27 protein-coding genes and 1 pseudogene are annotated in these 26,572 nt (G+C 68.5%); 14 read left to right on the forward strand and 14 right to left on the reverse strand.

Features of this window, described 5'->3' with window-relative positions:
* Nucleotides 1-160: transposase (locus ACE3OU_RS17365; RefSeq protein ID WP_374242836.1), on the reverse strand; the 160-nt coding region annotated here is incomplete at its 3' end.
* A 157-nt stretch (nucleotides 161-317) separates the two neighbouring features.
* On the opposite strand from ACE3OU_RS17365, the gene ACE3OU_RS17370 reads away from it, so the two are divergent.
* Nucleotides 318-1,961 (forward strand): ATP-binding domain-containing protein, encoded by a 1,644-nt coding sequence (locus tag ACE3OU_RS17370; RefSeq protein ID WP_374242810.1) that lies wholly within the window; start codon nucleotides 318-320, stop codon nucleotides 1,959-1,961.
* Between the two features lie 25 nt (nucleotides 1,962-1,986).
* Nucleotides 1,987-2,418, forward strand: coding sequence for a gamma-glutamylcyclotransferase family protein (locus tag ACE3OU_RS17375; RefSeq protein ID WP_374242811.1), 432 nt, complete (start codon nucleotides 1,987-1,989; stop codon nucleotides 2,416-2,418).
* 32 nt (nucleotides 2,419-2,450) lie between these two features.
* Here ACE3OU_RS17375 and ACE3OU_RS17380 read toward each other — a convergent pair whose 3' ends face one another.
* Together ACE3OU_RS17380 and ACE3OU_RS17385 are read right to left on the reverse strand one after the other, a co-directional pair.
* Complete coding sequence (locus ACE3OU_RS17380; protein ID WP_374242812.1) at nucleotides 2,451-2,939, reverse strand: GNAT family N-acetyltransferase; 489 nt, start codon at nucleotides 2,937-2,939, stop codon at nucleotides 2,451-2,453.
* Nucleotides 2,902-3,237 carry a DUF1778 domain-containing protein gene (locus ACE3OU_RS17385; protein ID WP_374242813.1) on the reverse strand — a complete coding sequence of 112 codons (336 nt, stop codon included), beginning with the start codon at nucleotides 3,235-3,237 and terminating at the stop codon, nucleotides 2,902-2,904. The genes ACE3OU_RS17380 and ACE3OU_RS17385 overlap by 38 nt, the downstream gene beginning before the upstream one ends.
* Before the next feature lie 334 nt (nucleotides 3,238-3,571).
* Here ACE3OU_RS17385 and ACE3OU_RS17390 point away from each other — a divergent pair, with 334 nt between their 5' ends.
* The gene (locus ACE3OU_RS17390) at nucleotides 3,572-4,378 is read left to right on the forward strand and encodes an alpha/beta fold hydrolase (protein WP_374242814.1); all 807 of its coding nucleotides are present in this window, start codon (nucleotides 3,572-3,574) and stop codon (nucleotides 4,376-4,378) included.
* Between the two features lie 21 nt (nucleotides 4,379-4,399).
* On the opposite strand, the gene pdxH is transcribed toward ACE3OU_RS17390, so the two are convergent.
* From pdxH to ACE3OU_RS17435, 9 genes are all read right to left on the reverse strand, one after another.
* Nucleotides 4,400-5,041: a pyridoxamine 5'-phosphate oxidase gene (gene pdxH / locus ACE3OU_RS17395; protein WP_374242815.1), complete on the reverse strand. Its 642-nt coding sequence runs from the start codon at nucleotides 5,039-5,041 to the stop codon at nucleotides 4,400-4,402.
* 25 nt (nucleotides 5,042-5,066) lie between these two features.
* Complete coding sequence (locus ACE3OU_RS17400; protein WP_374242816.1) at nucleotides 5,067-5,975, reverse strand: recombination-associated protein RdgC; 909 nt, start codon at nucleotides 5,973-5,975, stop codon at nucleotides 5,067-5,069.
* A 72-nt stretch (nucleotides 5,976-6,047) separates the two neighbouring features.
* Nucleotides 6,048-6,698, reverse strand: a complete 651-nt coding sequence (gene bluB / locus ACE3OU_RS17405) for a 5,6-dimethylbenzimidazole synthase (protein ID WP_374242817.1) — start codon at nucleotides 6,696-6,698, stop codon at nucleotides 6,048-6,050.
* A 33-nt stretch (nucleotides 6,699-6,731) separates the two neighbouring features.
* Nucleotides 6,732-8,186, reverse strand: coding sequence for an ATP-dependent RNA helicase DbpA (gene dbpA / locus ACE3OU_RS17410; RefSeq protein ID WP_374242818.1), 1,455 nt, complete (start codon nucleotides 8,184-8,186; stop codon nucleotides 6,732-6,734).
* A 56-nt stretch (nucleotides 8,187-8,242) separates the two neighbouring features.
* On the reverse strand, nucleotides 8,243-9,094 hold the full coding sequence (locus tag ACE3OU_RS17415) for a DnaJ domain-containing protein (RefSeq protein WP_374242819.1): 852 nt from the start codon (nucleotides 9,092-9,094) through the stop codon (nucleotides 8,243-8,245).
* Between the two features lie 179 nt (nucleotides 9,095-9,273).
* The gene (locus ACE3OU_RS17420) at nucleotides 9,274-9,969 is read right to left on the reverse strand and encodes an ABC transporter ATP-binding protein (RefSeq protein ID WP_374242820.1); all 696 of its coding nucleotides are present in this window, start codon (nucleotides 9,967-9,969) and stop codon (nucleotides 9,274-9,276) included.
* Complete coding sequence (locus tag ACE3OU_RS17425; RefSeq protein ID WP_374242821.1) at nucleotides 9,966-11,186, reverse strand: ABC transporter permease; 1,221 nt, start codon at nucleotides 11,184-11,186, stop codon at nucleotides 9,966-9,968. The genes ACE3OU_RS17420 and ACE3OU_RS17425 overlap by 4 nt, the downstream gene beginning before the upstream one ends.
* A gap of 16 nt (nucleotides 11,187-11,202) precedes the next feature.
* Complete coding sequence (locus tag ACE3OU_RS17430) at nucleotides 11,203-12,438, reverse strand: efflux RND transporter periplasmic adaptor subunit (protein ID WP_374242822.1); 1,236 nt, start codon at nucleotides 12,436-12,438, stop codon at nucleotides 11,203-11,205.
* Nucleotides 12,435-12,929: a TlpA family protein disulfide reductase gene (locus ACE3OU_RS17435; protein WP_374242823.1), complete on the reverse strand. Its 495-nt coding sequence runs from the start codon at nucleotides 12,927-12,929 to the stop codon at nucleotides 12,435-12,437. Before ACE3OU_RS17435 ends, ACE3OU_RS17430 begins: the two co-directional genes overlap by 4 nt.
* Nucleotides 12,930-12,959: 30 nt before the next feature.
* On the opposite strand from ACE3OU_RS17435, the gene ACE3OU_RS17440 reads away from it, so the two are divergent.
* The 4 genes from ACE3OU_RS17440 (at nucleotide 12,960) to ACE3OU_RS17455 (ending at nucleotide 15,974) form a co-directional block, all read left to right on the forward strand.
* On the forward strand, nucleotides 12,960-13,640 hold the full coding sequence (locus tag ACE3OU_RS17440) for a DUF4197 domain-containing protein (RefSeq protein ID WP_374242824.1): 681 nt from the start codon (nucleotides 12,960-12,962) through the stop codon (nucleotides 13,638-13,640).
* Nucleotides 13,641-13,643: 3 nt separating this feature from the next.
* Nucleotides 13,644-14,351, forward strand: coding sequence for a 5-oxoprolinase subunit PxpB (pxpB, locus tag ACE3OU_RS17445; protein ID WP_374242825.1), 708 nt, complete (start codon nucleotides 13,644-13,646; stop codon nucleotides 14,349-14,351).
* Complete coding sequence (locus tag ACE3OU_RS17450; RefSeq protein ID WP_374242826.1) at nucleotides 14,348-15,367, forward strand: biotin-dependent carboxyltransferase family protein; 1,020 nt, start codon at nucleotides 14,348-14,350, stop codon at nucleotides 15,365-15,367. The genes pxpB and ACE3OU_RS17450 overlap by 4 nt, the downstream gene beginning before the upstream one ends.
* Before the next feature lie 139 nt (nucleotides 15,368-15,506).
* Nucleotides 15,507-15,974: a hypothetical protein gene (locus tag ACE3OU_RS17455; protein WP_374242827.1), complete on the forward strand. Its 468-nt coding sequence runs from the start codon at nucleotides 15,507-15,509 to the stop codon at nucleotides 15,972-15,974.
* 484 nt (nucleotides 15,975-16,458) lie between these two features.
* On the opposite strand, the gene ACE3OU_RS17460 is transcribed toward ACE3OU_RS17455, so the two are convergent.
* Complete coding sequence (locus ACE3OU_RS17460; RefSeq protein ID WP_374242828.1) at nucleotides 16,459-17,469, reverse strand: hypothetical protein; 1,011 nt, start codon at nucleotides 17,467-17,469, stop codon at nucleotides 16,459-16,461.
* Entirely contained in the window at nucleotides 17,459-19,126 is a 1,668-nt protein-coding gene (locus tag ACE3OU_RS17465; protein WP_374242829.1) for a class I SAM-dependent DNA methyltransferase, read from the reverse strand. Before ACE3OU_RS17465 ends, ACE3OU_RS17460 begins: the two co-directional genes overlap by 11 nt.
* Before the next feature lie 399 nt (nucleotides 19,127-19,525).
* Between ACE3OU_RS17465 and ACE3OU_RS17470 the strand changes: the two genes are divergently transcribed.
* The 7 genes and pseudogenes from ACE3OU_RS17470 to ACE3OU_RS17500 form a co-directional block, all read left to right on the forward strand.
* Entirely contained in the window at nucleotides 19,526-20,425 is a 900-nt protein-coding gene (locus tag ACE3OU_RS17470) for a LysR family transcriptional regulator (protein ID WP_374242830.1), read from the forward strand.
* 94 nt (nucleotides 20,426-20,519) lie between these two features.
* Nucleotides 20,520-21,461: an AEC family transporter gene (locus ACE3OU_RS17475; RefSeq protein WP_374242831.1), complete on the forward strand. Its 942-nt coding sequence runs from the start codon at nucleotides 20,520-20,522 to the stop codon at nucleotides 21,459-21,461.
* 1 nt (nucleotide 21,462) lies between these two features.
* A complete protein-coding gene (gene sfsA / locus ACE3OU_RS17480) occupies nucleotides 21,463-22,161 on the forward strand; it encodes a DNA/RNA nuclease SfsA (RefSeq protein ID WP_374242832.1) in 699 nt (232 codons plus the stop codon).
* Nucleotides 22,162-22,275: 114 nt separating this feature from the next.
* Nucleotides 22,276-23,472, forward strand: a pseudogene (locus tag ACE3OU_RS17485) (dicarboxylate/amino acid:cation symporter); the annotation flags it as partial.
* A gap of 318 nt (nucleotides 23,473-23,790) precedes the next feature.
* Nucleotides 23,791-25,419, forward strand: a complete 1,629-nt coding sequence (locus ACE3OU_RS17490) for an ATP-binding protein (RefSeq protein ID WP_374242833.1) — start codon at nucleotides 23,791-23,793, stop codon at nucleotides 25,417-25,419.
* 125 nt (nucleotides 25,420-25,544) lie between these two features.
* Nucleotides 25,545-26,213 (forward strand): ATP-dependent Clp protease proteolytic subunit, encoded by a 669-nt coding sequence (locus ACE3OU_RS17495; protein ID WP_374242834.1) that lies wholly within the window; start codon nucleotides 25,545-25,547, stop codon nucleotides 26,211-26,213.
* 40 nt (nucleotides 26,214-26,253) lie between these two features.
* A partial coding sequence (locus tag ACE3OU_RS17500; RefSeq protein ID WP_374242835.1) for a transposase occupies nucleotides 26,254-26,572 on the forward strand: 319 nt, incomplete at its 3' end.

Raw genomic sequence — 26,572 nt, forward strand, 5'->3', positions numbered from 1 at the left:
TGAGCTTGCCCGCCTTCGCCGCCTTCACCCAGTTGCGCAGTGTCTGCTCGACCAGCCCCAGTTCCTCGGCGACACGGGCGATGCTGCCAACCTCGTCGGCGCGCTTGACGGCCTGCTCCTTGAACTCAGCCGTGTATTCCTGTTTCGGGATGCGTTTCATGTCGTTCTTCCTCTCGTGCTGTCGATCGTACGACGACTACGTTGGAAGACGAAATTCGGGGGGCAGCTCAGAATGCAAAGCATTGCAGCCGCGGCTTCCGGCAGCAAGCCGATCATGTCATGTTACGCATCAACTCCAACCCGAACATACGCCCGACATGGCCCTCATCCATCCCGACGGCTGGCGCGAGCTGAAGGCCAGCGGTGCCGCCCAGCGTCAAATCGAAACCCTCGCCCTGCTGGCCTATGGGCTGCCGGCCGAGTACACCGTGTACCACGGCGTGCACTGGACGCGGGTCGCCGAGGGCAGCTTCGCGATCGCCGGCGAGATTGACTTCGCCATTGTCGGCCCCACCGGCAAGCTTCTGCTGGTCGAACAGAAGTCCGGCTTCCTCGCCGAGACGCCGTGCGGCCTCACCCAGCGCGCCGGCAGGCGGGACGAGAGCGTGCCGCTGCAGCTTGCCCGGCATGCCGACAACCTCGCGGCCCGGCTGCGTGCGGTGTGTGGCTTTGATCCCGTCGAGATCGAATCGCTGCTGTACTGCCCCGACTACGTGGTCAAGGAGGCGGGCAGCGCGGGCATCGACCCGGCGCGCATCGTGGATTTCCGCCGGCGGGCCGACCTGATCCCGGTCATCCGCAGCATCCTGCCGGCCGAGGGGCCGCGGCTCGCCAGCCGGGCCAGGGTCGAGCGCTTCCTGGGCGACATCCTGCAGCTGGTGCCCGAGGTGCACGCGGTGGTCGGCGAGGCCCACGGCCTGACCACCCGCCTCGCCGGCGGGCTGGCGGAGTGGGCCCGGCGCATCGACTGCGAGCCCTTCCGGCTGCGCGTCACCGGCACCGCCGGCTCGGGCAAGACCCAGCTGGCGATGGCCGTCTATCGTGACGCCCTGGCCGCCGGGCGGCGCCCCCTCTGCGTCTGCTACAACCGGCCGCTGGCCGACCACATCGCGCTGGTGGTGCCGCCCGGCGGCGAGGTGGCCACCTACCACCAGCTCGCCGACCGCCTGCTGCGCGCCCGTGGTGAGGTGCCCGACTTCCGCCAGCCCGACGTCTTCGCCCGCCTCGAGGCGGCGCTGGATACCCACCGGCCCACGCCGGCCGAGCAGGTGGACACGCTGATCGTCGACGAAGGCCAGGACTTCCTCCCCGGCTGGGCCGACAACCTGCTGCGCTTCCTGCGCCCCGGCGGCCGCGCCTGGTGGCTCGAAGACCCGCTGCAGAACCTCTACGACCGCCCGCCGGTGGCCCTGCCCGGCTGGGTCGGCTTGCGCGCCGACACCAACTACCGCAGCCCGAAGGACATCCTCGCCACCCTCAACCGCCTGCTCGACCAGCCGGTGGCGGCGGGCAGCCCCCTCACCGGGGGGGCGGTCGAGCGTTTCCCCTACGCCGACGTGGACGAACTCCCCCACGCCACCATCAAGGCCATCACCCGCGCCATCGGCCTGGGTTTCCGCCGCTCCCACATCGCGGTGATCAGCTACCGTGGCCGCGAGCACTCGGCGATGGCGCCCTTCACCCGCCTCGGGCCCTACGCGCTGCGGGCGCCCACCGGCCGTTACGACCTGCTGGGCAACCCCGTCCTCACCGACGGCGACATCCTCATCGACTCGGTGCACCGTTTCAAGGGCCGCGCCGCGCCCTGCGTGATCCTCACCGAGATCGACTTCGACACCCTCGACGACCGGGCCGTCCGCCGCCTGTTCGTGGGGGCCACCCGCGCCACCCTCAAGCTGATGCTGGTGCTGTCGGCCCGCGCCGAAGCCACCCTGCGCCAGCGCCTCACCGAGGTGGCCTGACCCGGCCGCCCCACCAGGAGATGCCATGTCCGATCATTGCTTCACCTACGGCTCGCTGATGTGCGACGACATCATGGGCGCGGTGACCGCCGCCGCCCCGCTCAGGCCGGTGCCCGCCCGGCTCGCCGGCTACCGCCGCGCCCCGGTGGCCGGCGCCGACTACCCCGGCATGGTCCCGGCCGCCGAAGGCCGGGTCGAGGGCGTCCTCTACCTCGACCTCCCCGCCGCCGCCTGGCCCCGCCTCGACGCCTTCGAGGGCGACGAATACCGCCGCTGCGAAGTCGAGGTCGAGCTCCCCGACGGCCACCGCCTGACGGCCTGGGCCTATGTCTTCAAGCCCGAATACGCCGCCAGGCTGGGCGAGGGGGAGTGGAGCTTCCAGCGCTTCCTCGCCACCGGCAAGGCCCGGTTCGAGGCGTTGTACCTGGGCTTCGACACCCTCGGGCGGGTGGATTGAGGCGGGCGGCGGCCCCGCCGCATCGGCCCACGTTAGATCGCAAGATGGTCGCCGAGCGGAAGGAAAAGCAGGAGCGGAGCATCCGGGGCAGGCGTGAAGTCGTATCGACGATAGAACGCTGCTGCCTGTTCGTTCTTTGCGTCCACCGCCAAAGCGACCCCGCCGCCATTGTTGGAGACTTCGTTGGCGCGCTCAATCGCGTTCATGAGTAGAAATTCACCTATTCCGGATTTTTGGAGGGCCTTGGCGACTGCGAGTCGTCCAAGGCGGATCACGGGTAGGCGGCGGGGTTGAGACTTGCGCGACGGGTAGCTCGAACCATCCACCTCACTGATCGTCAAGGTGTAGTAGGCCAGAATGATTTCCGGACGCTCTATATCTACGAGTACGAAGGTTCTCGACTGCCTTCTTTGTTGCTGCTGGAGCGACTGCTGGGCCAGCCAGAGATTGAGGGCAGGTTCGCCGCAATCGAACTGGGTCCGGTCATGCTCCGAGCTCAAACGCTGAATTTGAGCCTTCACTGCTAACCTTTCTAGCGTTGTAACGCTTCATTGCGTTCGCCAGCGTAGGGGTAGGAGTAGGTGGATTGTCGATGAGCTCGAAAAACCAGGCGGCCGTTTGTGCCGACATGCTGATGACTCGCTCGTGCTCGATGATTCTTTCCGCTTTTTCCAGTGCTGCCTGCGCGACGAACTGACTAACTGTGGAGCCGACCATGCTTGCAGCCAGATCCAGTGTTTCTACAAGAGATTGAGGCACTCGGGCGGTAATCCGGCCCCGAGCTTCCGGAGTCGTTTCGCGCGCCTTGGTGTTAGGCATGAAGGTGATCCTAAAGATATAAGTAGCGAGTTCGAGTAGGTCAGCGAGTTCGAGTAGGTCAGCGAGTTCGAGGTTTGGATCGGACGCTTCAACGGAGACTAGCCAATCCGGCTGTCAAGTGAGAATTATGGTGCCAAAATGGCGCCATGGTGTCAACCGTGGTGGCATTCTGGCACCTTCGGGGAGGGTTTGATGCCCGGGCAGGGCTACCAAGGCCTGCGGCGGGCTGCAGCCGGGTTCCTGTGAATCTTCCCGCGCCCCGCTTGTCACTCGATTGAGTGCGCCCGGGCATCGGTCGCGACGATTTTTCACCACAGAAATGGAAGAGCCCATCATGAATGCCCTGGACCCGCTCATCAGGAACCACGTCACGGTCTGCGGGAATCCCGACGCGCCGCGGACGATCGTGTTCTCGCACGGCTTCGGCACCGACCAGAGCGTCTGGTCGGCCTTGGTGGAGGCCCTCGGGGAGCGTTTCCGGATCGTGCGCTTCGACCATGTGGGCCAGGGCCGTTTGAGCTCCGAGGCCTTCGCGCAGCACCGCTACCTCAACCTCGACCGCTACGCCGCCGACCTCGTCGAGATCGGCGACCGACTGGAGCTGAGCGGGGCGATTGCGGTCGGCCACTCGATGGGCGCGATGATCTGTCTGCTGGCTTCGCTGCAGCAGCCGGGCCTGTTCTCGCGGCTGGTGCTGCTGTGCGCCTCGCCACGCTACTGTGACGACGTGGGTTACCACGGGGGGATGACCGAGGAGGCGCTTCGGCAGACTTATCGGGCGATCCATGAAAACTACCCCGACTGGGCGAGCGGCTACGCGTCGAAGGCGATGAACGAGGAGCACCCCGCCCACTTCACCAAGGCCTTTGCGGCGAGCCTGGCGGCGATCCCGCCGCAGAACGCCCTGACCATCGCCTGCTCGGTGCTGCAGTCGGATTACCGCGCCGTGCTGCCGCAGGTGCGGGTGCCGACCCTGATCATTCAGCCCCGCGTCGATCTGGCGGTGCCGCTGGAGGTGGCGGAATACCTGCACAGCCAGATCCCCGGCAGCCGGCTGCGGGTCATCGAGGCGAAGGGGCATCTGCCCCACATTACCACGCCCGCGGCGGTGCTGGAGGCGATGGAGGATTTTCTCTTGTAACGGCCCGCGACGGCGTCCCGCCTACGGCGCCAGTCTTTCCCGCACCCAGCTGCCGTCGGCCTGCCGCCGGTAGGCGTAGCGGTCGTGGAGCCGCGAGGCGCGGCCCTGCCAGAACTCCCAGTAGTCCGGCTCGAGACGGTAGCCGCCCCAGTGGGGCGGGCGGGGGGGCTTCATGCCGAACTTGAGGCCGTATTCGGCGGCGCGGGCAACGATCACCGCGCGGTTGGCGATGGCTTCGCTCTGGGGCGAGGCCCAGGCGCCGATGCGGTGGGACAGCGGGCGGCTGGCGAAGTAGGTGTCGGATTCTTCGTCGGAAACCTTGCTCACCCGGCCTTCGATGCGCACCACCCGCTCCAGCTCGACCCAGTGAAACTGCAGCGCGGCGAAGGGGTGGGCATCGAGCTCGCGGCCCTTGCGGCTGGCGTAGTTGGAGAACCACACGATGCCGCGCTCGTCGCAGCCCTTGATGAGCACCACCCGCGTGGACGGCCGTCCGTCGGCGCCCACCGTGGCGAGGGTCATCGCGTTGGGCTCAGGCAGGCCCTTGTCGAGGGCCTCGGCGAGCCAGGTGGTGAACTGGGCGAGGGGCTCGCCGGCCAGGTCGGCGTCGTCGAGGCTGCCCTGTTCGTAGCTCTTGCGCAGGTCGGCGAGGTCCTTGCTCATCGTGGGCTCCGGGAGTGGGTTGGGATCAGATCACGCCGTCCGGCTGTTCGCCGCCCAGCACTTCGATGAGAGCGGGGATCAGGCGCGAGAGTTCGCCGCTCATCAGCGCAAAGTCGGCTTCCATCTGCATGTCGGCGGCGTCGGCCTGCTTTTCGGCCTCTTCCTTGATCACGTCGAGGAAGGCGACGCGCTTGATCTCCATCTTCTCGGTGAGGATGAAGCTCACCCGGTCGTCGAAGGTGAGGGCCAGGCGCGTGGGCAGCTTGCCGGCGGCCAGGTGGTCCTGGATGTCCTGGCCGTCGAGGGCGTGGCGCACGTAGCGCACCGCGGCCTTCTCGTCGGTGACGGCGCGCAGCTCGCAGTCGAGGTCGATGGTGAAGTTGCCGGTGGCCTCGTTGGCGGCCAGCCAGGCGGTCATCACCGACACCGGCGACTGCTGGGTCTTGACCATCTTGACCGGCAGCTCGTCGAGGCTGTCGCGCAGGGCGTCGAGGACTTCCTCGGCGCGGGCCGGGCTGGCGGCGTCGATCACCAGCCAGCCGCCCACCGGGTCGATCCAGCTGAACACCTTGCGGCGGCGCGTGAAGGCGCGGGGCAGCAGCTCCTGCAGCACCGCCTCCTTGATCTCCTTCATCTGCTTGCGGCCGGGCTTGAAGCCCTGCTGGGCCTCGATCGCCTCGGCCTTGTCGGCGGCGACCTCATTGACCACCGACGAGGGCAGCAGCTTCTGTTCGACGGCCAGCGCCAGCAGGAAGTGGCCGCCCACCGCCAGCACGAAGCGGTCGTCCTTGGTGGGCGAGCTCCAGCCGCGGCTCGCCATGTCCTGGCTGCCGCAGGGCTGGAAGGGGCGGGCGGAGAGCTTTTCCTGCAGCGTGTCGGCGGTGAGGCCCCAGTTTACGGGGAGGCGGTAGATCTGCAGATTCTTGAACCACATGGCTTGAAGCTTTCGTGCTGAGGGAAAAGAGGCGGCATTGTAGCGATGGCGGCCGGCCCGGCAAGGGGGCCTTCAGCTGGCGTCGGGCCAGGCGTTTTCGGCCATCACGCTGTCGATGGGCATGCGCTCGGCCCACTGCTCCAGCTCCAGCATCGGCCGCGGGTAGAAGGCCTCCACGTGGCCGATGCACAGGATCGCCACCGGGCGGGCGCCGTCGGGCATGCCCAGCAGGCGCGCCAGCTCGACGGGGTCGAAGATCGACACCCAGCCCAGCCCGATGCCTTCGGCGCGGGCCGCCAGCCACATGTTCTGGATCGCGCAGGCCACCGAGGCGAGGTCCATCTCGGGCAGGGTGCGGCGGCCGAAGATGTGCTTCTCGCGGCCGTCGGCCAGCGCCACCACCACCACCTCGCCGGCGTCGAGCAGGCCCTCCACCTTGAGGCGCATGAAGTCGTCCTCCCGCTCGCCCAGCGCCCGCGCGGTGGCCAGGCGTTCGGTCTCGACCAGGGCGTGCATCTGCTCGCGCAGCGCCCGGCTAGTGACGCGGATGAAGCGCCACGGCTGCATGAAGCCGACGCTGGGGGCGTGGTGGGCGGCCCACAGCAGGCGCTGCAGCAGGGCCGGGTCGACGGGGTCGGGGCGGAAGTGGCGCATGTCGCGCCGTTCGGCGATGGCCCGGTAGACGGCGGCGATCTCCGGGTCGGAAAAGCGGTGGTCGGCCATGGCGTGGAGGCGTGTTCGGACGGAGCCGGCAGTTTACCCGTCGAGCAGCCGCACGCGCACTTTCTTGCCCTTGATCTTGCCATCCTGCAGGCGCTTCAGGGCCTGGCGGGCGATGCCGCGGGCGACGGCCACGTAGGTGGATTGCTCGTTGACGTTGATCTTGCCGATCTGGTCCGCGGCCAGGCCGGCCTCGCCGGTGAGGGCGCCGAGCACGTCGCCGGGGCGGATCTTCTCCTTCCGCCCGCCGAGGATCTGCAGCGTGACCATCGCCGGCTGGGGCACAGGCTGGTCTTCGGCGTGGAGTTCGGCGAGGGATTCCCACTGGGGCGTGAAGCCGTTGGCGCGGGCGGTCGCCTCGACGCGGTGCTTCTCGGTGGGGCCGACCAGGCTGAGGGCCCAGCCGTCCTCGTCGGCGCGGCCGGTGCGGCCGATGCGGTGGATGTGCACCTCGGGGTCGTGAGTCACGTCCACGTTGATCACCGCCTCCAGCCCGGCGATGTCGAGGCCGCGGGCGGCCACGTCGGTGGCCACCAGCACGCTACAGCTGCGGTTGGCGAACTGCACCATCACCTGGTCGCGCTCGCGCTGGTCGAGCTCGCCGTGCAGCGCCAGCGCGTGGAAGCCCTCGGCGTGGAGCACATCGATCAGGTCGCGGCACTGCTGCCGGGTGTTGCAGAAGGCCAGGGCGCTCTCCGGCCGGTAGTGGCGCAGCAGCAGGCCGACGGCGTGGAGGCGCTGGTCGGGGGCGACTTCAAAGAAGCGCTGGCGGATCTTGTCGGCCGCGTGCTGGCCGGCCAGCGTGATCTCGCGGGGCTGGCGCATGAACTGGCGGGCCAGGCGCACCACGCCCTCCGGGTAGGTGGCCGAGAAGAGCAGGGTCTGGCGGATCGGCGGGCAGGCGCCGGCGAGGCGGGCGATGTCGTCGAAGAAGCCCATGTCGAGCATGCGGTCGGCCTCGTCGAGGACCAGCGTGGCGAGGGCGTCGAGCTGCAGGCTGCCGCGGGAGAGGTGGTCGAGCAGCCGGCCCGGCGTGCCCACCACCACGTGGGCGCCGTGGGCGAGGCTGTCCACCTGGGGGCGGATCGGGCTGCCGCCGCACAGGCTGAGCACCTTGATGTTCTCCTCGAAGCGGGCGAGGCGGCGGATCTCCTGGCTCACCTGCTCGGCCAGTTCGCGGGTCGGGCACAGCACCATCGCCTGCACCGCGAAGTGGCGCGGGTCGAGGCGCTGCAGCAGCGGCAGGCCGAAGGCGGCGGTCTTGCCGCTGCCCGTCTTGGCCTGGGCGATGAGGTCGTCGCCGGCCAGGGCCACCGGCAGGCTGGCGGCCTGGATCGGCGTCATCAGGTGGTAGCCGAGGCGGGCCAGGTTGGCGAGCACCGGGGCGGCGAGGCCCAGCTGCGTGAAGGGCGCCGCCTCGATGGGGGCGGGCGGTGGGACGAAGGTGGCGTCGGCCGGCATGTCCGGCGGCGGGGGCAGAGTCGAGGTCATGGGGGATTATCCCCCAGGCGGGCCGCGCCGGCCGCGTCTCTTTTGCGGGGCGTGCCTCAGCGTTGCAGCTCGCGCCGCCATTGCTCGCGCTCGCGGGCCAGGCGCTGCTGGACGCGGGCGTCCTCTTCGGCCTGCTCGCGGCGGGCCTGGTATTCCCGCTGCTGGCGTTCCCAGTTGGCCTTCAGCTTGTCCACCTCTTCCTGGCGGCGCAGCTCGTTGGAGACCTGGTCGGCGTAGTTCTTGCGTTCGCGCAGTGCCCGCTCGCGTTCGTATTCTTCCTGCTTCTGGGCGAAGGCCTTGCGGCGTTCTTCTTCCTGCTGGCGGTTCTCCTCGCGCTGGAGCACCGACTGGCTCTCCAGCTCGGCGATCTCCTTGTCGGTGAGGTCGCCGTAGGTCTGGCGGCGCTCGGCGTCGACCAGGCGCTGCTGGGCCTCGAGGGCCGCGTCGTTGCCGCTCAGCTGGCGGAAGGCGAACATCGAGAAGTAGATCTGCAGCGCCAGCCCGACGATCATCAGCGAGCCGATCACCCCCAGCATGATGCGCAGCGGCGAGCGCTTGGGCGACTTGAGCTCCACCTCGATCACCGGCGGCAGGATGCCCGCGGCGGCCGGCGCCACGGTTGCGGGGCCGGATGCGGCGGGCGACGCCGCCGCCGCGGGGGCGGCGGCTGCGGCATGGGCGAAGGCGGCCGCCAGCCCGGCGTCGTAGGCGGCGCGGCGCCCCGGATCGGAGAGGGTCCACCAGGCGCCCTTGACGGCCTGGAGCTGCTGGTTGGCCTCGGCCGCCGACAGGCCGTTGATGCCGTACTGGTAGTGACGCACCAGGCGCATGTGGGCGGCGTGGATGTCCCCCTCGCTTGCCGTGGAGGGCAGGCCGAGCACGTCGTAAAGGGTGGAGGTCGAGTTCATCGGTGAGGGCCCCATCGACAGTGGAGATCGAAACGAAATCTCACTGATTATAGGTAGGCCCGCGGACAAAATAGAGGGTGAAAGTCTCACTCGTGCGGGTTATGCCCAAGATGCGCGCCCGTCATTCCCGTTCAGGGCAGCGGAATAAGCTGGCCTGCGGCGGCCCGGCCGGCGCGGGATCAGGCGCGCCGGTCTTCGGCGATGCGGCCGTCCACCAGCCGGATCACCCGGTCGCAGCGGTCGGCGAGGCGCGGGTCGTGGGTGACGATCAGGCAGGCGCAGCGGGTGTCGCGGTTGAACACCCGGAGCAGCGCGAAGATGTCGTCGGCGGTGTGGGTGTCGAGGTTGCCGGTGGGCTCGTCGGCGAGGATCAGGCGCGGCTTGAGGGCCAGCGCGCGGGCGATGGCGACCCGCTGCTGCTGGCCGCCGGAGAGCTCGCCGGGCTTCTTGCGGGCGTGGGCCTTGAGGCCCACCGCGTCGAGCAGCTGCAGGGCGGTGGCCTCGGCCTCGTCGTCGGGCGCGCCGCGGGCGACGATGGCCGGCATCATCACGTTCTCGAGGGCGCTGAAGGCCGGCAGCAGGTGGTGGAACTGGAACACGAAGCCGATGCTGCGCCCGCGGAGCTGGGTGAGCTCGGCCTCGGAGAGCCGCGCGGTGTCGCGCCCGTCGATGGACAGCAGCCCGCCGGTAGGACGCTCCAGCAGGCCGATGATGTTGAGCAGGGTGCTCTTGCCGGAGCCCGACGGGCCGATCAGCGCGGCGAACTCGCCCTGCTCCAGGCTCAGGTCGAGGCCGTGCAGCACCTCGGTCTCGACGGGCGTGCCCACGTTGTAGGCCTTGGTGAGGCCGGCGAGCCGGATGACCGGGGCGCTCATGAGCGGATCGCCTGGACCGGGTCCATGCGCGCGGCGCGGCGGGCCGGGATCAGCGCCGAGGCGAGGCCGACCACGGTGGCGACCAGCGCCGCGCCGACGATGAAGCGCGGCTCGAGCTGGCCCGAGAACAGCGGCGTGCCGTCGGCGTTGCGGTAGATCGCCGAGAACACCTGCAGCAGCCCGAAGGCGAGCAGGCTGCCGAGCACCGAGCCGACCGCGCCGACCAGCGCGCCCTGGATCAGGAACACCTGCAGGATCATCCCGCGGCTGGCGCCCATCGCGCGCAGGATGCCGATCTCCTTCTGCTTCTGCACCACGCTCACCACCAGCACGCTGGCGATGCCCAGCGCCACGATGATCACCACGAAGCTGCGGATCAGGTTGTTGGACACCGTCTGGTTGCGCAGCGCGGCGAGGAGCTGGGCGTTGGTCTGCATCCAGCTGTCGACGGTGAGGCCGGTGGCGCCGCGCAGGCGGTCGGCGACGGTCTGGGCGTCGAAGATGTCGGCCACCGTGAGGTCGAGGTTGGAGACGCCGCCGGGCAGGTCGAGCAGGCTCTGGGCCAGCGGCAGGGTGATGAAGACCCAGCGCCGGTTGAGGTCGCGGTTGCCGATGTCGAAGATGCCGCCCACCACCAGCAGCTCGTCGCGGCCGTTGGGCAGCACCACGCGCAGTTTGTCCTCGAGGCCGATGCCGAGGTCCTTGGCGAGTTCGCTGCCGATCACCGCGCGCGGGCCCTCGACGGCGAAGCGGCCAGCCAGCATGTATTCCTCCATCCGCACGATGCGCCGGTAGCGCTCGGCGTCGACGCCCATCAGCGCCACCGACTTGCTGGCCTGCCCGCGCAGCGCGAAGGCCGGGCCGGTGACCACCGGTGACACCGCGGTGACGCCGGGCATGTCGGCGGCCAGCCGGGCGATGGTCTCCCACTGGTCGATGCTGCGCAGGCGCTGGGCGCGGGGCTCGATGATGCGGGCGAAGCCCTCGTCGTCGATGGCCGGGCGGTTGGCTTCCTCCAGCGGGCGGAGCACCACGTGGGCCTGGCTGCCCAGCACCCGGTCGACGATCTGGGCCTGCAGCTGGCTGATCAGCTGGGTCAGGAAGACGATCACCGCCACCCCGCCGGTGGTGCCGGCGAGGATCAGCAGGGTCTGCATGCGCCCCTCGCGCAGGAAGCGCAGCGCGACGAGGGGGGCGAAGGGGAGGCGGAGTTTCATGGGGTGCGGCGGGGCCTCACTTGGTCATCCCCTGGGGCACCTGCAGGCCGCCGACCCGGGGGGCCTTCGGCGGGCGGACGCGCACCTTGTCGCCGTCGAGGGCGCCGGAGGCGGGCAGGATGACCTGGTCGCCCTCGGCGAGACCGTCGGCGATCTCCACCTTGCCGATCCCGGCGAGCCCGGTGCGCACCTCGCGGCGCTCGGCCAGGCCGTCCCGGGCCACCAGCACCCAGGGCTTGCCGTCCAGGTCGCGCACCGCCTCGGTGGGCAGCTGCAGGGTGGATGCCTGGCGGCCGGTGACGGTCTCCACCGAGATCGTCATGTCGGGGCGGACGAAGGTCGGCGGTTTGGGCACCCGGAAGCGGATTTCGACGGTGCCGCGCAGCGGGTCGACCGCCGGCGCGAGGTAATACAGCTCCGCGTCGAAGGGCTGGCCGGGCCACGCGTCGGCCACCGCGCGGGCCGGCTGGCCGGGCTTGAGGAGGCGCAGGTTCTTCTCGTCGACGGTGGCGTGGATGCGCGTTTCGCCGGCGTCGGCCAGCTCCAGCAGCACCTTGCCGGCGCTGGCCACGTCGCCGGGCTCGGCCTTGCGGGTGAGCACGGTGCCGGCGGACGGGGCGGTGAGGGTCAGCAGTGCGGCGCGGGCGCGGGCGTTGGCGAGCTGGGCGCGGGCCTGTTCGAGGCGCGCCCGGGCGGCTTCGCGCTCGCTGCCGCCGGGCTGCTGGGCGGCCAGCTGGGCGCGGGCGGCCTCGGCCGCGGCGAGGGCGTTGGCCTCGTTGCGGGCCGCGTCGTCGGCCCTGGACTGGGCGTAGAAGCCCCGGGCCACCAGCTGGCGTGCCCGCTCGGCCTCGGCGCCGGCCACCTTGAGGTTGGCCTCGGCCTGGGCCAGCTGCTGGGCGGCCACCGGCTGGCCGACCTTGTCGATCTGGACCAGGCGCGCCTCGGCCTCGGCCAGCGCCGCGCTGGCCTGGGCGACCAGGGCGGCGGCGTCGTCGGCGCGCAGGCGGGCGAGCAGCTGGCCGGGCTGCACCGGGTCGCCCTCGCGCACCGTGACCTCCAGCACCGTGGCGGCCAGCGGGCTGCCGATGGCGATGCGCGCCGGGGTGGCGATGCGCCCGGTGGCCACCACCGACTGGGCCAGCGGCCCTCGGGTGACGGTGGCCACCTCGACCTCGCGGCCCTTCGGCCACAGCAGCACCGCGGCCACCGCCCCTGCGGCGAGGGCCGCGACGATCAGGCTGCGCGGCTTCACGCGGGTTCGGCCAGCAGCTGGGCGATGCGCGCGTGGAGCTTGTCGAAGTCGGGCTCGCCGAGGAACTTCTGCACCACCTGGCCGCGCTTGTCGAGCAGGAAGGTGGTGGGCGTCAGGCGCACGTCGTCGAAGCCCCTGGCGGCCTCGCCGCTGGCATCCACCGCCACCTTGAAGGGCAGCGCGTTGTTGGTGGCGTAGTTGCGCACGTAGTCGGGCGGGTCGTAGCTCATGGCGATGGCGACGGTCTCGAAGCCCTGGGCGGCGAACTTGTTGTGGGTCGCCACCAGCTTGGGCATCTCGGCGACGCAGGTGGTGCAGGTGGTGGCCCAGAAGTTCACCAGCACGACCTTGCCGCGCAGCGCGGACAGGCGGTTGGTCTGGCCGTCGAGGGTGGTGAAGCTCACGTCCGGGGCGGCCGGCTGGCTGCAGCCGCCGACGAAGGCGACGAGGAGGAGCGGCGCCAGCAGGCGCGTGATAGCCTTGTAGAACATCGTTTTCTTACCGGAAAAGGGAGGTTTGCCGTGCGTGCGATTCTGAGAGCTTTGCTGCTGCTTGTCATCTCCTGTCAGGCCTGGGCCCTGGGCCTCGCCGATCTCACCGACAAGGACGCCTCGGGCGGCCTGCGCGAGGCGCTGGTGCAGGGCGCCTCGAAGGCTGTCGGACAGCTCGGCACCGACGGAGGTTTCCTCAACAACCCGAAAGTGAAGATCGGCCTGCCCGCCAGCCTCGCGCCCGTCGAGGGCATGCTGCGTACCATGGGCCGCGGCAAGGACCTCGATGCCCTCGTCGAGACCATGAACAAGGCCGCCGAGCAGGCCGTGCCGAAGGCCAAAGTGTTGCTGGTGGATGCCGTCAAGAAGATGAGCGTCGAGGACGCCAAGCGGATCCTCTCCGGCGGCGACGACTCGGCCACCCAGTACTTCAAGGAGAAGACCTCGGCCCAGCTCGCCGAATCCTTCCTGCCCACCGTCAAGGCCACCACCGACAAGCTGGCCCTGGCCGAGCAGTACAACAGGGTCGCCGGCAAGGCCGGCAGCCTGGGCCTCGGCGGCGACGAGCTGAAGATCGAGAACTACGTGACCCGCAAGGCCCTCGACGGCCTGTTCCTGATGATCGCTGAGGAAGAGCGGGCGATCCGCAAGAACCCGCTGGGCGCCGCCGGCGGCCTCGCCAGAAAGGCCTTCGGCGCGCTGGGGCAGTAAGCCTTGGGCGGGCCCGTCGCAGGCTTCCCGCGCCTGCTGGCGCTGGGCGACGCCGCGTACACCGTCGAGTTCGGCGGCGGCATCGCCCCCGAGATCCACGCCCGGGTGCTCGGCTTCGCCGCGGCGCTGGCCGACCTCGCGCTCCCCGGCGTGATCGAGTGGGTGCCCGCCTTCCGCTCGGTCACCGTGCATGTGGACCCCGACCGGGTGGCCCCCGAGGGCCTCGCCGCCGACCTGCTGGCCCTCGCCCGGGAGGGCCGCGAGGCCACCGCCAGCGGCCGGCGCCGGGTGGTCCCGGTGTGCTTCGACGACGAATTCGCCCCCGATCTGCCCGACGTGGCCGCCCACTGCGGCCTCGCCCGCGAGGCGGTGATCGAACGCCTCTGCGCCACCGAATTCAGCGCGTACATGCTCGGCTTCCTGCCCGGCTTCGCCTACCTGGGCGGCCTGCCGGCGGCCCTCGAGATGCCGCGCCTCGCCACCCCGCGCCCCCGCGTGCCGGCCGGCTCATTGGCCATCGCCGGGCGCATGGCGGCCATCTACCCGTGGGACAGCCCGGGCGGCTGGCGGCTGCTCGGGCGCACCGGGGTGGCGCTCTTCGACGCCGGCAACGCCGCCCGCCCGGCCCTGCTGGCGCCGGGCGACCGGGTGTGCTTCCGGGCCGTGGCCAGCCTCGCCGAGGCGGCGGAAGCCGTGCAGGCGCGGCCGTGAGCGCCGGCCTCGACATCCTCGCCGCCGGCCTCGGCGTGTCGGTGCAGGACGCCGGCCGCCCCGGCCACCGCAGCATCGGCGTGCCGCTCTCCGGCGCCCTCGACCCGCTGCTGCTGGCCGCCGCCAACCACCTGGCCGGCAATGGGCCGGAGGTGGCCGGGCTGGAGGTGCTGCTCGCCGCCCCCACGCTGCGCGCCGCCGGTGGGCCGGTCTGCGTGGCGCTGGCGGGTGAGCTCGCCGGGCGCATCGCCGGGGCCGGGGGCGACATCCGGCCGCTCGCGGCCTGGTCCGCGGTGGTGCTGCAGCCGGGCGACACGCTGCAGCTCGGCGCCCGGGGCATCGGCTATCTGGCGGTGGGCGGCGGCCTGCTCACCCCGCCCGTGCTCGGCAGCCGCTCCAGCTATGCCCGCGCCGGGTTGGGCGTCTCCGTCGTGGCGGGTGGGCTGCTGCCCTGCGCGTCCTTCGCCGGCGATCCGCAGCACGCCCTCGTCGCCGCACCGCTGCGCCACCCGGATGGCCCGATCCGGGTGATTCCCGGCCCCCAGGCGGACCACTTCACCCCCGCCGCGCTGGCGGCCTTTTACGCCCAGCCGTGGACGCTCAGCCCCGCCCGCGACCGCATGGGCCTGCGCCTCGCCGGCCCGCGCCTGGCGCATGTGCCGGGCGGCGCCGACATCGTCTCCGATGGCGTCACCCCCGGCGCGATCCAGGTGCCCGCCGACGGCCAGCCCATCGTGCTGCTGGCCGACTGCCAGACCGTCGGCGGCTACCCCAAGATCGCCACCGTGATCCGCGCCGACCTGCCGTGCCTGGCTCACCTCGTGCCCGGCGCCGAAGTCCGCTTTGCGGCCGTCGACGCCTCCCAGGCCGCCGCTGCCCGCGCCGCCCAGGCCCGTCTGTTCGCCGACTGGCGCGCCAGCCTGCGCCCGGCGGCCCGGCCCGGCGGGATCGCCACCGAGCAACTGCTCGCCGCCAACCTCGCCGGCGCCGCGCTGCGGGGGGACGAGGAGGACTGACGAGGACGGGGGTTCTGCCCGGCGTCACGTCAAGCCATAACGAATAAATTTATATATCATGGAGAGCGAGCGCCGGAATCGTCATGTCATTGTGGCGGGCCCGGCGTGGTATCCCTTAATCCGGCACAAGGAGCCCGCCATGAAACAGAACCTGGTATCCCTCGTCTTCACCCCGGCCGAAATCGAAGATCTCGAGGCCGCCATCACCCGCATCGAGAAGTTCACCGAGTCCTTCGTCACCCTCACCCCCGACGAGCTGCGCCGCCTCGCCAAGCTGGGCGACGGCACCGAGCCCTTCTGCCGCCAGGCCGAAGTCATCTTCGAGCAATACCCTCACGCCTTCCCGCCCAGCTTCGATCTCGCCGAGATGCAGCGCGACCTGGCCACCTTCGACGCCCTGCGCGGCCCGATGCTACGCCTGCAGCAGCTCGTCGCGCGCTTCGACGACACCGTCACCGCCCTCGGCAGCGACGTGCTGGTGGCCGCGCTGGAGGGCTACCGTCACATGCAGAGCGACGGCAAGAGCGAGGGCCTGAATGCCCTGAAGGACGCCTACCCAGCCCGTCGCCCGCGCATCGTCAAGAAAGACCCCGGCAGCGCCGCCTGAGGGCACCCCGGCCGGCGCCCGCCGGCCCACCGGGGCCGTATCACTACAGCCCGCGCCCCGGCCCGCGCTGCCTCCCATCGCCCCGCCGCCGCTCTGCCGGCAGCTCCCCTTGCCCTGCGCCCCACCGGAAAAGGGTGTCAGCGACCCTCGGAAGGGTGCCCGAGACCCATCGGAGGGTGCCCGAGACCCAATGGAGCCCCGCCGCGACCCTCCGGAGGGTATCCCTATACCCTTCGCTGCCCCAGTGTGGGGCATCCGAGGGTCGGAGTGGGGCAAGGGAGGGTATCGGCTTACCCTTCCGCGCCCCGTTTTGGGGTATAGAAGGGGCACCGCGACCCTCGGGAGGGTGGCGAGATACCTTTCATGCCCCGACTTGGGGCATCGGAGGGGTGTGGCGGTGCAAGGAAGTCGGGCGGGCAGGGGAGGAAAGGGGGGGGGGCAGCCTGATTGACGCTGCTGCGGCGAAAACCCCTGCACCGACAATTTAGCGACTGTTTGCCGCCTCTCGACGGCGCCGACGTGCCTCTCGATGCATGGTGACAGGTGTTGTATCGAGAACGCGTGTGACCATCTCCGAAAGGAAGCGGCCCGGTGACAGTTCAGGGGGAACCTTGTCACTAAGAATCTTCACTGGCGGAAGCGCCTCTATGTTGAGGTCGGCATCGAAAGCCGAGACTGTTACGGCCTCCTCCGCTGTTACCGGCTTGGTGACAGTGCGTGGTTCCAGCCCTTCTGCATGGGAATTAACGTTAACCGCATCTGAATATTCCATCATAATGAGGCAGGTTGCATGGTAAGCATCCTCCTCGCGCCCGAGCTTTATAAGCAGATCCATCAGCCATTCGGCTGTATCCGGCTCTTCTTGAAGAATGTCAGAGCGAAGGCCGAAAACAAATCCTACCGCGGCAAGGGGATGCCTAAGGCGTAAATTCTTTGCGTCTCCATAAGACTCTTCTATGCGATTCGGCGCATTCTTTCCATACGACGAATCCATTCGTTTGGTCGAAATCAGCAACTCAGGTCCGGTGGCCCAGTCGGTCATGATCACATCAACTTGCTTCAGGTAGTTTTTACCCAAAATGCTTGCATTGGATGACGTGACGCCAGTAATTGCAGAATTTCGGGTCAGGCGGTCATGGAGTTGAGCTCTTTCCTTGGCGGGTAGAGCTTTCAGCAGGCTTGCTATCGGCTTCGGAAGGATGCGGGGATGGATCGGGCGCGGCCAGACCGCGTCGTAATCGAAACCCGCGCGCCGTAACTCGTAGCTAAGCCAGACATCAAGTGCCAGCGCTGGTACACCTGTACGGCTCTCAGCGTTCAAATATAGAGGAACACCGAGAAGCCGAGATAGAGTATCGACGTCAGGTTCATAGCACAGTATTCCTTCGTGCTGTTGGACCCAGGGGTTCCTGTGGCTGTTTTCGGGTGCAGCATGTGCAACGATGCGGTCGAAGAGAGTCCAGGCTTTCTCTTTGGCGTTCAGTTCAGCGGCCACTTGCAGCCCTCACAGTGCGGCGGTGCGCGAGTTCTGTACGTGCTTGCCGGATATGCTCGATTTGTTCACTGGATACCCAACCGGAATCGACAAGTAAAATCTGATCGATGATTCTGACTGCTTCGAGGAGTTTTCCCGAACGCAAAAGGCCTGCAACATCTGACTTGGCAGACCTTAGTTTACGGGCATGTTCCTCTATCAGCGCGGGGGAAGGGACTTCCCAGACGTCGGCTTCCCTAGGTTCAATCTTGAGAATGCCGCCTCCATAAGCGCGGCCGACCATTTCTGCATGGAGAAGTGTGACTGAATTCAAGCTCGCCAGAGGCAAGAGTTCGCGTCCAAGGTCGCGGAATGGGCCTGTCAGATACACGCCATGCACCGAATTGAGATGGTGAGCGCCTGCTTCATTTGTCGAGAGCCGTGGGGTGTCCGCATTCATGCAGGTCAGTAGCAGATCGGCTGCGGGGACGAGTGGTACCTTATACCAGCGCTTGCGTACCCGACATTTATAAGCCGTATCCACGCCTGTTCGATGGCCGTCCTCGATGTATGCGACAGCCGCAGCCGAAGGAGGATCGCTTGGATAAAACAAATATGTGGACTTACCTTCTTGACCGAGTTGCGTGAGTAGATCTTCGGAAAGAGTCAGGCCGCGCAAATGGTTGCTTCCAGGTGGGGAGAGGCGTAATAAATCGCGGTCAGGCAGGCCCAATTCCTTGGCTCGCTGGGGAGAGAGCGTGAAGTATTTGTTATTGCCGGTGACGATGCCGAGAGTCGTATCTCCCCAGGTTTCCAAATGAGTGAATGCCGCGTCATGTAGCAACGCATTCAGGAGATCGGTAGCAATCGGCTTGATGAGACTTCCTGTCCACTTGCCCGCAGGGTCCGATGGTGTCCATGACTGTCCCACATCCGCTGCAGCCAGATGCGCTGCATTCTTGGCTTGTCGGATGGTCGCTTGGGCAGCAGGCCCTTGCAAGTAGCCGTCTGCAAGCAGAAGCACTACGTCTGCCTCTGCGTCGGGAAATACCTGCTCGTCGAAGAGCACAAGCTCAATATGCCGGAAGCGTTCAAAGAGGAATCTGCGTACCGGAGCCGCGTAGTTCACCGACAGCAGTTCGGCCGGCAGCACAAGCCCTAGTCGACCTCCAGGTTTTAAAAACAGTGCGGAGTGCACGGTAAAAGCAGCCCAACTGGATGCGAGTCCAGTTAAAGAGACTCCACCTTTGAGCGCCGCGATCCGGGCTCGCGCCCTGGATTCACCCGCAAAATCTTGGTATCGGATATAAGGTGGGTTCCCTATGACCGTATCGTAGAGCGGGGCGGGAGCAACCATAAAGAAGTCACTGTGCCGGATCTCGGGTTTACCGCCAGCCTCACGGATGCGCTGACGGGCGATGAAAACACTTGGCGCGTGAATCTCTATGCCGTTGACGGTTGGAGACGCATCTTGATCGCGCGACAGGCTGCGAAGACGGTCTACTGCTGCGACTAAGAACGCAGCATCACCAGCAGAGGGCTCCAGAACCAGATCATCTGGATGACGAATTGCCCAACTGGCGATAAATCGAGTGATCTCGTCGGGCGTGAAGAAGGCACCCCGCTCCTTGCGGAGCGCGGGCGTATCTGTTGAAGAGGTTAACGAAACGGCTAACATCTCGACATTTTACGCGAATTTCCGGCTCCTCCGGCGACGGCGTGAGTGGGTGAAATCCCCGAGAGGTTGCCTGAAATCACCACTTACATACCTCCGCGGTGACAACGTCGGGCTACCCAGCCACAGGTAGTGATCGCACCTAAGGTCCAGCGTTAGAACGACAAGCTGTCTCGGCCACCCAAAAAAACACCCCGCACACCAGGGTGCGCGGGGTGAAAGCGAGAACGGTTCGCGCCGTGGGGGGCGCGGCCGGCGCAGCCCGAGGGACGGGGCCTGCCGGTAGCGGATGCAATGATGCAATAAAAATATGCCGTTGATTATCGCGGCATTGCCCGGATTGATAAATGGGCCGGATTCGCCAACACTGTTTGGCACATCCAAACAATCCGGGAGTCCATCGTGGATCGTTTCCAGGCCATGCGCCTGTTCACCCGCATCGTCGAGCTGGGCAGTTTCAGCCGCGCCGCCGAGAACCTCGGCCTGCCGCGGGCGTCGGCGACGCAGATCATCAAGCAGCTGGAGGCCCACCTGGGCGTGCGCCTGCTCCAGCGCACCACCCGCCAGGTGCGCACCACCCTCGACGGCGACGCCTACTACCAGCGCTGCGTGGCGATCCTGGCCGACATCGACGAGATGGAGTCGTCCTTCTCCCAGGCGGCCGGCCAGCCGCGCGGGCGCATCAAGGTGGACCTGTCGGTGTCCTTCTGCCGGCTGGTGATGATCCCGGCGCTGCCGGACTTCTGCGCCCGCTACCCGCAGATCCAGGTGGAGGTGAGCGTCACCGACCGCCAGATCGACCTGATCCGCGAGGGCGTGGACTGCGTGCTGCGCATCGGTGAGCCGCGCGACCCGTCGCTGGTGGCGCGCCGCCTGACGACGCTGCCCCAGGTGTGCTGCGCGAGCCCCGCCTACCTGGCCCGCCACGGGGTGCCCGCGGGGCTGGATGGGCTGGCCGGGCATCAGGCGGTGGAGTACCAGTCGGCGTCCACCGGCAAGTCGATCCCCTTCGAGTTTGCGGTGGACGGGCGGGTCGAGACCCGCAGCCTGCCCTACATGGTGGCGGTTAACAACGGCGACGCCTACGTGGCGGCCTGCGAGGCGGGCTTCGGGCTGATCCAGGTGCCGCTGTACCACGTCACCCGCCAGCTCGCCAACGGCACCCTGGTGGAGGTGCTGCCGGCCTTCCGCGCGCCACCGCTGCCGCTCACGGTGCTCTACCCGCAGAACCGCCACCTGTCGCCGCGGGTGCGGGTGTTCATCGACTGGCTGGTGGAATTGTTCGCGCCGGGCGAACGGTGATGTCGGCGCGGTGCGGTTTATCGCCGCCGTGGCTGCCCCTAGAATCGCGCCTTGCCGCAGTGCGGCATGACCTTTTCCTGTCCGCGGAGCCGCTTTGCTAGAAATCCTCGCCATCACCGGCCCCATCTTCCTCCTCATCGGCACCGGCTTCGTGGCGGTGCGCTCGGGGCTGCTCGACCGGGCCGGCATCCGGCCGATGGGCGTTTTCGTCGTCAATTTCGCGCTGCCGGCGATGCTCTTCAAGGCGATGGCCGAGCGTCGCCTCGACGAGGCGCTCAACTGGGACATGGTCATCGCCTACGGCCTGGGCTCGCTGCTGATGGTGGCGCTGACGGTGGCCTTCACCTGCCTCGTGCAGCGGCGCGACCTGCTCACCGGCGCGGTGTTCTCGATGGGCACGGCGATGGCCAACAGCAGCTTCGTCGGCTTTCCGATCGCGCTGCAACTGTTCGGGCACCAGGCGGCGGCCTCGCTGGCGGCCTTTGCGGTGGTCGAGAGCGTGCTGATGTTTCCGCTCCTCTACGTGCTGGGCGACGCCGCGGCGAGCGGCCGCCAGCCCTTGCGGGTACTGCTCTCCAGCATCGTCGCGCGGCTGGTCAAGAACCCCTTCCTGCTCAGCCTCGCCGCCGGCGCGGCGTGGGCGGCCAGCGAGGTGGCGATGCCGGCGCCCATCGGCCGGGCGGTGGGCATGCTGGCCTCCACCTCGGCGCCGGTGGCGCTGTTCTGCATCGGCGGCACCCTGGCCGGGCTCAGCCTGCGCGGCATGGGCAGCGACCTCGGGCTGCTGGTGGCGGGCAAGCTGCTGATCCACCCGCTGGCGGTGTTCGTGGTGATGCTGGCCTTTCCGGTGGCCGACCCCCAGCGGCAGACCGCGGTCCTGCTCAACGCGGCGATGCCGATGATGAGCATGTACCCCATCCTCGGCCTGCGCTACGGCCGCGAGGGGATCTGCGCGGCGGCGGTGTTCGCCAGCACCCTGTGTTCGTTCTTCACGATCAGCGCGGCCCTGTGGCTGATCGGCGTCGGAGCCCCTTGAGATGCGTTTTGCCGAACCCCTCGTCGAAGGCCGCCTGGTGCGGCGCTACCAGCGCTTCCTGGCGGAGGTGGACACCGCCGCCGGCCGCGTCACCGCCCATTGCCCCAACACCGGTTCGATGCAGGGCTGCGCCGAGCCGGGGATGCGGGTGTGGCTGTCGCCGGCCAGCAACCCGGCGCGCAAGCTGGCGTGGACCTGGGAGCTGGTCGAGGCCCTGCCCGGGGTGGTGGTGGGCATGCACACCGGGCGCAGCAACGGGCTGGTGCGCGAGGCCATCGAGGCCGGCTGGGTGGCGGAGCTGGCGGGCTACGGCTCGATCCGCCCCGAGGTGAAGTACGGCGCGGGCAGCCGCATCGACTTCCTGCTGCAGGGCCCTGGCCGTGCCGACTGCTACGTGGAGGTGAAGAACGTCACCGCGGCCGTGGAGGGCGGGGTGGGCTGGTTCCCCGACGCCGTCACCACCCGCGGCGCGAAGCACCTGCGCGAGATGGCCGCGATGCTTGCCGCCGGCCACCGGGCGGTGCTGGTGTTCTGCGTGCAGCGGGGCGACGTGGACGTGGTGCGCCCGGCCGGGCACATCGACCCGGCCTACGAGCGCGCCTTCCGCGAGGCGCGGTCCGCCGGCGTCGAGGTGCTGGCCCTGGGGGCCGAAGTGTCGCCGGCGGGCATCGCCCTGACGCGGCGGCTGGGGGTGGGCTGAGCCCCTCGGTTTTCCACAATGGGGCCGTCCCCAATGGGGACGCACACAATTTCCGGCCCTCCGGTGATGGCGCCAAGATGCGCGCCATCAATACAAAACCGGAGACAAGCCGCCATGAAGAAACCGTTCTACAAGGTGTTGTACGTGCAGGTGCTGTTCGCCATCGCCTGCGGCGTGCTGCTGGGATATTTCGAGCCCAAGCTGGGGGTGGACCTGAAGCCCCTGGGCGACGGCTTCATCAAGCTGGTCAAGATGATCATCGCGCCGGTGATCTTCTGCACCGTGGTGCATGGCATCGCCGGCATGCAGGACATGAAGAAGGTCGGCCGCGTGGGCGGCAAGGCGCTGCTGTACTTCGAGCTGGTGTCGACGCTGGCGCTGGTGATCGGCCTCTTGGTGGCCAACATCGCCCGGCCGGGCGCCGGCTTCAACGCCGACCTGTCCACCCTCGACACCAAGGCCGTCGACAGCTTTGCCGCCAAGGCTCACGCCCAGTCCACCGTCGAGTTCATCCTCAACATCATCCCGACCACCTTCATCGACGCCTTCGCCAAGGGCGACATCCTGCAGGTGCTGCTGATCGCCATCCTGTTCGGCTTCTCGCTGGCGGCCATGGGCGAGAAGGGCAAGCCGGTGTTCGACTTCGTCGAGCAGGTGTCCCACGTGCTGTTCGGCATCGTCAATAGCGTGATGAAGCTGGCCCCGCTGGGCGCCTTCGGGGCGATGGCCTTCACGATCGGCAAGTACGGCGTGGGCTCGCTGGTGCCGATGGCCAAGCTGATGGGCTCGTTCTACCTCACCTGCGCGCTGTTCATCTTTGTGGTGCTGGGGACGATCGCCCGCTACACGGGCTTCTCGATCGTCAAGTTCATCAAGTACATCCGCGAGGAGCTGCTGATCGTGCTGGGCACCAGCTCGTCGGAGTCGGCGCTGCCCAAGCTGATGAACAAGCTCGAGAAGATGGGCTGTTCCCGCTCGGTGGTTGGCCTGGTGGTGCCCACCGGCTATTCCTTCAACCTCGACGGCACCAACATCTACATGACGATGGCGGCCCTGTTCATCGCCCAGGCCACCAACACCGAGCTCACCCTGATGCAGGAGCTGACCATCATCGGCGTGGCGATGCTCACCTCGAAGGGCGCCAGCGGCATCACCGGCGCCGGCTTCATCACCCTGGCCTCGACCCTGGCCGTGGTGCCCAGCATCCCCATCGCCGGCATGGCGCTGATCCTCGGCATCGACCGCTTCATGAGCGAGGCCCGCGCGCTGACCAACATCATCGGCAACGCGGTGGCCACGGTGGTGGTGTCGCGCTCCGAGAACGAGCTCGACATGGACCGGATGGCGCTGGCCCTCGCCGGCGAGCTCCGCGACGAGCTGCCGGTGAGCGCCCGCCCGGCACCCGCGGCCGACTGAGCCCCATCCCCGGCTCCGGCCGGAGCGACACCCCCTCGGGCCGGCGTGATGCATGTCACGTCGGCCCGAAGTCCGTTCGTCACCCGGTGAAAATGCCCACAGAATCAGTGTCGCGGGCCATTGGCCGAAGCCGGCCCGGCGGTCACAATAGCCGCAATCCCGTCAATTCTGGCTCGGCCTCCCGTTGCGGAGCGCCGGCATGTTCACCCTCGGATGATCGATCGTACCCGGGCCGCGGCCGTCGAATGGCTCCGCCGCCTGCCTCTCCTTGTCGGCTTCATCGGCCTCTACGTGGCGCTGGATGTGGCCAGCTTCATCCACCCGCTGCACGGCCTCAACATCACGCCGTGGAACCCCGCCCCGGCCCTCGGGCTGGTGCTGGTCGTCCGTCTGGGGCGCATCGCCTGGCTGCCGCTCACCATCGCCGTCGTCGCCGCCGAGCTGGTGATGCGCCGCAGCGGCCTGCCGAGCTGGCAGACCCTGGCGCCGGCGCTGGTGCTGGCGGGGGGCTACTTCCTGCTCGGCCGCATGCTGGCCCGCCGGCTGGCGGCCGGGTCGCTGCTCAACGACCGGCGCATCCTGTTTGCCTGGTGGTGGCGGGTGGCCGTCGGCACCTTCCTGATCAGCGTGGTGTATCTCTTTGCGCTCCGGGTGGTGGGGCTGCTGCCGTCGGCCCGCTGGTGGGTCGGCCTGCTGCGTTTCTGGGTGGGCGACGGGGTCGGCATCTCGATCATGATGCCGCTGCTGTGGTGGCTCACCAGCCCGCGGGCCCGCGGCATCCTGCGCGCCACGGTGGCGCGGCCCGAGAGCCTGGGCTACCTGCTGCTGGCCAGCCTGACCCTGTGGGTCGCCTTCGGGCTGAGCGGCCAGAACGGCTTCAAGCTCTTCTACCTGCTGTTCCTGCCCGTGGTGTGGGCGGCGGCGCGCCAGGGCATGGCCGGCGCCATCGTCTGCGCGGCCTTCGTGCAGGTCGGGATCATCGTGGCGATCCGCGGGCTGGGCTACAACGCGGTGTCGGTGGCCGAGCTGCAGATCCTCGCGATGGCCATCGCGCTGGTGGGCTTCTTCGTCGCCGCGGCGGTGGATGAGCTGCGCCGCACCGGCCAGGAGCTGCGCCAGAGCCTGCGCCTGGCCGCCGCCGGCGAGATGGCGGCGACCCTCACCCACGAGCTCCACCACCCCCTGACCGCCCTCAGCGCCTATGCCGGCGCCTGCGAGCAGCTGCTCGAACGGGGCGAGGTGGGCGAGCGCCTGCACTCGGCGATCCGCTGCGTGCTGCGCGAATCGGCGCGCACCAGCGAGGTGGTGCATCGCCTGCAGGATTTCTTCCGCAGCGGCTCGCCGGAGCTCGAGAGCGTCACCCTCGAGGAGCTGGTCGAGAGCGCCGCCGCGCCCTACCGCCTGCGTGCCGAGCGCAGCGGCATCCGCCTGCGCATCGCGACGATGCCCGAGCTGCTGCTGCGGGTGGACCGCCTGCAGATCGAGGTGGTGCTGCGCAGCCTGCTGGGCTTCGCCTTCGACGCCGTCTCCGACAGCCCACGTCAGCCGCGGCGGGTCTGGCTGGCGGCCTGGAAGGACGGCAACGACCGGGTCTGCCTGCGCATCGAGGATTCCGGCTCCGGCCTGAGCCCCGACCAGGTGCTGCGCCTGTTCGAGCCCATCGCCCCGTCCGGTTCGGGCAAGCGCCAGACCGGGCTGGCGATCAGCCGGGCGATCGTGCATTCCCACGGCGGCCGCCTGTGGGCCGAGGCGGCCAACCACGGCGTGCTCAAGTGCGAGCTGCCCGTCGAGCGCCAGGCCGAGGCCCCCGTCCCGGAGCCACTGCCCGCCGCCGCTTCCTGAGCGCCCCCGGGGCCGGGCTCAGTCCGGCCCGCCACGGAAACCGGGAGCCGCCCCGGCGGGCGTTGTCCGCCGCTGCGGGTGGTTGCATACTGGACCCTGTCGTCATTCCAGCGGAGGACGCAGTGATGGTTCAGCACCCCGGCCGCAGCGGCCAGCCCGAAGAAGTCGAGGAGGAGCCCTTTGGCGGGCTCGTCCGCTACGAACGCCACATGCCCATCCACCAGGTTTCCTACTACCTGTGCGGCGAACTGCAGGACCCCCAGTACTACACCGAGCTGTTCTATACGCTCCGCACCGCCGCCGAAACCGACCTGATCTACCTGCACATCAACTCCCCCGGCGGCGATTTCAACACCGGGCTGCAGATCATCAACAACATGCTGGCCTCCGAGGCCCACGTGGTCACGGTGCTGGAGGCGCGGGCCTACTCGATGGCGGCCTTCATCTTCCTGTCGGGCGACGAGCTGATCGTCCACGACAACTGCCAGCTGATGTTCCACACCTACTCAAGCAGCTTCGCCGGCAAGGGCAGCGAGCAGCTCGCCGAAGTGCACGCCCTCGGCAACTGGTTCGAGAAGGTCACCACCCGGCTGTGCACGCCCTTCCTGAGCGCCGCCGACATCAACCACATCCTGCAGGGCAGCGATCTGTGGATGGATTCGGACGAGATCCGGCGGCGGCTGGAGCGCATGAAGCCGGCCAGGCCGGCGGTGCGGAAGAAGGCGGGAACCGAGAAGGCCGGGGCAACAAAGAAGCCTGGGCACCTCGAAAAACCTCGACTCGCCCACCCTTGATAAAATTACATCGTTCTGAATCCGCCCCGAGCCGACTCCGATGAAACCGCGCAGCGCCATCAAGACCGACCTGTTCGCCGACGAACACCACCGCAAGAAGATCGACACCCTGGGCGACCCGCTGGCCGAGATCGAGTCGTACATCGACTTCGTGGCGCTGGCGACCGAGGTGGATCGCATCGCGCCGCGGCCGGTCAGCCCACAGGGTGGCCGCCCGCCGTATCCAACCGAGACGATGGTGCGCATCCTGGTCCTGAAGCGGCTGTACAACCTGTCGGACGAGCAGATGGAGTATCAACTGCTCGACCGCATGAGCTACAAGCGCTTCTGCGGGCTGGCGAATGCGACGAACATTCCTG

This window comes from Zoogloea sp. (genome assembly GCF_041908905.1).
Lineage (GTDB): Bacteria > Pseudomonadota > Gammaproteobacteria > Burkholderiales > Rhodocyclaceae > Zoogloea.

Excerpts from the sequence above, each read along its gene's own strand:
- ACE3OU_RS17370 (WP_374242810.1), top strand. The coding sequence starts at position 318 with ATGGCCCTCATCCATCCCGACGGCTGGCGCGAGCTGAAGGCCAGCGGT.
- ACE3OU_RS17375 (WP_374242811.1), top strand. The coding sequence starts at position 1,987 with ATGTCCGATCATTGCTTCACCTACGGCTCGCTGATGTGCGACGACATC.
- ACE3OU_RS17385 (WP_374242813.1), bottom strand. The coding sequence starts at position 3,237 with ATGCCTAACACCAAGGCGCGCGAAACGACTCCGGAAGCTCGGGGCCGG.
- ACE3OU_RS17390 (WP_374242814.1), top strand. The coding sequence starts at position 3,572 with ATGAATGCCCTGGACCCGCTCATCAGGAACCACGTCACGGTCTGCGGG.
- pdxH (WP_374242815.1), bottom strand. The coding sequence starts at position 5,041 with ATGAGCAAGGACCTCGCCGACCTGCGCAAGAGCTACGAACAGGGCAGC.
- ACE3OU_RS17400 (WP_374242816.1), bottom strand. The coding sequence starts at position 5,975 with ATGTGGTTCAAGAATCTGCAGATCTACCGCCTCCCCGTAAACTGGGGC.
- bluB (WP_374242817.1), bottom strand. The coding sequence starts at position 6,698 with ATGGCCGACCACCGCTTTTCCGACCCGGAGATCGCCGCCGTCTACCGG.
- dbpA (WP_374242818.1), bottom strand. The coding sequence starts at position 8,186 with ATGACCTCGACTCTGCCCCCGCCGCCGGACATGCCGGCCGACGCCACC.
- ACE3OU_RS17415 (WP_374242819.1), bottom strand. The coding sequence starts at position 9,094 with ATGAACTCGACCTCCACCCTTTACGACGTGCTCGGCCTGCCCTCCACG.
- ACE3OU_RS17420 (WP_374242820.1), bottom strand. The coding sequence starts at position 9,969 with ATGAGCGCCCCGGTCATCCGGCTCGCCGGCCTCACCAAGGCCTACAAC.
- ACE3OU_RS17425 (WP_374242821.1), bottom strand. The coding sequence starts at position 11,186 with ATGAAACTCCGCCTCCCCTTCGCCCCCCTCGTCGCGCTGCGCTTCCTG.
- ACE3OU_RS17435 (WP_374242823.1), bottom strand. The coding sequence starts at position 12,929 with ATGTTCTACAAGGCTATCACGCGCCTGCTGGCGCCGCTCCTCCTCGTC.
- ACE3OU_RS17455 (WP_374242827.1), top strand. The coding sequence starts at position 15,507 with ATGAAACAGAACCTGGTATCCCTCGTCTTCACCCCGGCCGAAATCGAA.
- ACE3OU_RS17465 (WP_374242829.1), bottom strand. The coding sequence starts at position 19,126 with ATGTTAGCCGTTTCGTTAACCTCTTCAACAGATACGCCCGCGCTCCGC.
- sfsA (WP_374242832.1), top strand. The coding sequence starts at position 21,463 with ATGCGTTTTGCCGAACCCCTCGTCGAAGGCCGCCTGGTGCGGCGCTAC.
- ACE3OU_RS17490 (WP_374242833.1), top strand. The coding sequence starts at position 23,791 with ATGATCGATCGTACCCGGGCCGCGGCCGTCGAATGGCTCCGCCGCCTG.
- ACE3OU_RS17495 (WP_374242834.1), top strand. The coding sequence starts at position 25,545 with ATGGTTCAGCACCCCGGCCGCAGCGGCCAGCCCGAAGAAGTCGAGGAG.